Genomic DNA, 3,910 nt, shown 5'->3' on the forward strand with positions numbered 1-3,910 from the left:
CATTATTAGTGGACTTTAATATGTCTTGTAAGGAATTAATTAAAAATTCGTTTTATTTATCAATTACAAGACCTGCTCCTCCTATCATTTTATTGCTTTTTATAAGTATTATTGTTTTTATTTGTACATTCATTCAGTTTCTACCTATTTTGTGCGCATTTAGTATGATTAGTTTTATAAATTACTATATTTGTAAAAGAACATTATCTAAGGTTAAAAATATTGCTATTTAAATAAAGGAGTTTGTATATGAAAATAGTATATTTACCACTTGATGAGAGACCGTGTAACCTTGTATATCCACAACAGTTAGCTGATGCTGCAGATGTTCCCCTTTATGTACCAAGTATATCCTGGATTGAGATTACGAAAGGATATGGTCGGAACCGAGGATGGTCTAGCCAAGTTTCCTTATATAAGGGAGTCGAGAAGAATTAAAGCCGAGTTTACTGTACTCGAGCAGCATGTTAGTGCTGAAATCCGCGGGGAAGAAGGAATTGCCAATTTCCCTGATTCTGATGGAATCGGTTGGTATTATTTAGACTTACACCCTACAGTTATTACAAACACAACTTGTTTTGTGCCAAGCTATCCTTTTCAAATTCCACTAGGAAGTCTCCTACCGATTAGGATGAATAATCTTCTACCTGCTTGCAAAAACATAGGAACCACACATATAACGAATGGATGCTTTCGATTACATCCCGTGGAGTGGAATATCGTCGAAACGGTTGGATATCTTGTTAACTTTTGTCTTGAAAGAGGATTAAAACCTCGTGAGGTTCGAAATAATCATGAAGTGCTAAAAGAATTTCAGCAAATGTTAGTCAGTCATGGAATTGAATTAGACTGGCCAAGGATCGTAGGGGCAATTACTAACAAAAAAGAGGAATAGACATGAAATATGTAAGTTCTTCGTACATTTTAATAATTGGCCAAATTTACTTGTAAGGGGGTTTTTAATTGCTTCCATATCGCTTACTCGCTTTAGATTTAGACGGTACCACTTTAAATGATAAAAAGGAAATTACTCCAACAACTAAATACTGGATTAAAAAAGCAGTTGAGAATGGGGTCATTGTTTCCATCGCTACAGGTAGAGGTCGACAATCTGTAGAAGCGTTTAGAAAGGAATTAGCTCTTACTTCTCCGATGGTGTTTTTAAATGGTGCCGAAATTTGGAAAACACCAGACGAGTTACTTGAAAGACATTATTTAATTACTCAAGACATACTCAGACTACATCAACTCGCTACGCAAACAGGCTCCTGGTTTTGGGGCTTTACTGAAGACCGACTAATTAGAAAACCCGAATGGCAGGATGAATATGTAAATGGAAATTGGATGAAATTTGGTCTATTAAATGATAATTTGTCTTTAATCAAAGAACTGAAGGTTGAACTAGAAAGTTGGGGCTATCTTGAAATTACACAGTCAGCAGAAAACAATATTGAGATTTCTAGAAAAGGGATTACAAAGGAGTATGGAATTCGTAAGGTTTGCAGTTTACTAGATGTAGCATTAGAAAGTGTAATGGCAATCGGGGATAGCTTTAATGACTTGAAGTTAATTAACTCCGTTGGTTTAGGTGTTGCAATGGAAAATGCGGCTGTTGAGGTCAAGAGTGCTGCAGATATGATCACCTCCTCAAACGAAAAGGACGGGGTAGCGAAAGCAATATGTCAATACCTTTTCGAAATCGATTACAAGTAAAATCTCGTAAAAGTATGCGGTATTAATAGGATCTTTTCTAAAGTAAATTCCATATTTGAAGACAACTTGTTGTTCTACATTCAAAATACCCTAATAAAATTGTAACATCATCTTAGAAAAATTCGTTAGGAGTGGGGTTTTGAAAAAGGCTGATCAATTTATCATTCATGCAGACAGAGCAAGTGTATATTCCGTATTTATGGATCCAATGAAATTGGGTCCATGTTTCCCAGGTTGTAAAGAGGTTAAACAATTGAGCCCAACTAAATATGAAACATTAGTTGAGGTGAAGGTTCAATTTGTCCCTATAAAAATTCAGGGAGTAGGGGAGCTAAAAGAGTCCATTGAAAATGAAAAAATTGTCGTTGAAATGAAGGGGAAACCTGTTTCACTAGCGGGGTCTTTTACAAATACCCTTACGGCAAACCTAAAGACCATTGAAACCGATAAAACACTAGTCGAATATGAAATGGATTTTGAAATGACAGGCAAATTAGCCAAGGTTGGAGAGCTTTTGATGAAGGGGTCCAGCAATAAACAATCAGAAGAGTTTATGAAAAACGTAAAGGAATTGTTCCAGCATTCGTAATAAGAGCTTAATGGCCAATAGCAAAAATCTCAACCGCAAAAAGGAGATTAGTAGACAAAACTCTACTAATCTCCTTCTTATTATATCAGGCTTTCGAAGGACTCCTGCACGATACGCTCCGGATGTGAATAGATGTTTAGCTTGCCACCGCGGATAAAGCCAACTGCAGTAATATTGAGTTCCTCCGCCATTTTGATCGCTAAATCAGTAGGTGCTGACTTTGATAGCACAATGCCAACACCGATTTTTGCGGCCTTTAACAAGACCTCTGAAGAAATTCTTCCACTAAATACAATCACCTTATCACGGACTGGAATTTTATTCATGATGCAATATCCGTATATTTTATCAAGGGCATTATGTCTGCCAATATCAGTTCGGTTCACAATCATTTCGTTTGGTGTGCAGAGTGCAGCGTTATGGACACCGCCTGTATCTTGAAAGACAATACTATTTTGCTGCATTTCGTTCATTAAAGTAATGCATTCTTCTGGTGTTAGCGTAATGGTTGATGTTGATGTTTTTGCCGTTTTTGCATCATTTACAAAGTAGAATTGCCTACCTTTCCCACAGCAGGAACCGATAAAACGCTTTGAATAATATTCCTGGCTTGTTGTCACTTCTGTGGTCGTATCAACATATGCATAACCTTGGCCTTCGTCAATATGGAGACTCTTAATTTCGTCACGAAAGCGAATAACACCTTCCGAAGCCAAAAAGCCAATCACAAGTTCATCTAGCTCTGATGGGGTACAAACCATAGTCGCAAATTCCTGTTGGTTCAAAATGATGGTCAAAGGAAATTCGACGACGATCTGATCTTCTTCGTCAATTAATTGACCACCTTCAAATTTGATAATTCCTTTTCGAACGGTAATAGAATCCACAATCTATACACCTCACTTTTCATTCAAACTCAGCATGGATGCTGATCCCTAATTAATTACTAATATATAATCATACTTTTTTTGGAAAAACAACTATGAATTTTTTCATAACTCTAAATAATTTCATGAAAAGCTATTGTATTATTTTGCTAGTTTTGATACTATCGTAACATATAGTTCACAATATTGACACACTTTTGTCACAGGATAGCGAACCTGTCTCTGCTGCAAAGGTGGAATGTTGAAAACGATTACTGTTAATTTTGTAGTAGCGATCCTGCTAAGGAAATTAACCGTCATCATCCTTTTTATGCTGAATCAGGCATAGGGCTGCTGGCGGTTTTTTGTTGTTTAAAAAGGTTACTGCAAAATGAACACCAAAACTTCAAAATAAAGGAGAGATGAAATGGAAAAGACAAAAAATCGTTGGCTGATTGCAGCCTCAGCAGTGGGGATTCACTTGTCGATTGGTTCTGTTTACGCATGGAGTGTATTTACAAAGCCACTTCAATCGGAGTTTGGTTGGGATTTAACCGACATTAGCTTGACCTTTAGTATCGCAATTCTTTTCTTAGGATTATCCGCAGCCTTCCTAGGGCATTTCGTTGAAAAATACGGCCCACGTGCATCAGGTATTCTTGCTGCCATTTTCTTTGGTATCGGAATTACAGGCTCTGGACTTGCAATCACCTTAGAATCACTGCCATTATTATATTTATTC

Annotated in this window: 4 protein-coding genes and 2 pseudogenes; 5 read left to right on the forward strand and 1 reads right to left on the reverse strand. The window is 36.9% G+C overall.

Annotated elements, in window-relative coordinates:
- Positions 1 to 249: 249 nt before the first annotated feature.
- The 4 genes and pseudogenes from V7147_RS22595 to V7147_RS22610 all read left to right on the forward strand — a co-directional run bounded on the left by V7147_RS22595 (position 250) and on the right by V7147_RS22610 (position 2,302).
- On the forward strand, positions 250 to 438 hold the full coding sequence (locus tag V7147_RS22595) for a DUF4127 family protein (protein WP_335370053.1): 189 nt from the start codon (positions 250 to 252) through the stop codon (positions 436 to 438).
- A pseudogene (locus V7147_RS22600) lies at positions 350 to 895 on the forward strand (FAD-dependent oxidoreductase); the annotation flags it as partial. The gene V7147_RS22595 and the pseudogene V7147_RS22600, both read left to right, overlap by 89 nt.
- A 68-nt stretch (positions 896 to 963) precedes the next feature.
- Positions 964 to 1,713, forward strand: coding sequence for a Cof-type HAD-IIB family hydrolase (locus V7147_RS22605; protein WP_335370054.1), 750 nt, complete (start codon positions 964 to 966; stop codon positions 1,711 to 1,713).
- Positions 1,714 to 1,852: 139 nt separating this feature from the next.
- Positions 1,853 to 2,302: a CoxG family protein gene (locus V7147_RS22610; RefSeq protein ID WP_335370055.1), complete on the forward strand. Its 450-nt coding sequence runs from the start codon at positions 1,853 to 1,855 to the stop codon at positions 2,300 to 2,302.
- Between the two features lie 80 nt (positions 2,303 to 2,382).
- Here the strand turns inward: V7147_RS22610 and fdhD are convergent, their stop codons facing one another.
- Positions 2,383 to 3,192, reverse strand: a complete 810-nt coding sequence (fdhD, locus tag V7147_RS22615) for a formate dehydrogenase accessory sulfurtransferase FdhD (RefSeq protein WP_335370056.1) — start codon at positions 3,190 to 3,192, stop codon at positions 2,383 to 2,385.
- A gap of 403 nt (positions 3,193 to 3,595) precedes the next feature.
- On the opposite strand from fdhD, the pseudogene V7147_RS22620 reads away from it, so the two are divergent.
- Positions 3,596 to 3,910 (forward strand): annotated as a pseudogene (locus tag V7147_RS22620) (MFS transporter); the annotation flags it as partial.

The organism is Bacillus sp. JJ1521 (genome assembly GCF_036965165.1).
Taxonomy (GTDB): domain Bacteria; phylum Bacillota; class Bacilli; order Bacillales; family Bacillaceae_L; genus Ferdinandcohnia.

What these genes read in the sequence shown, in the direction of transcription:
- V7147_RS22595 (WP_335370053.1), top strand. Translation starts at nt 250, where the DNA reads ATGAAAATAGTATATTTACCACTTGATGAGAGACCGTGTAACCTTGTA.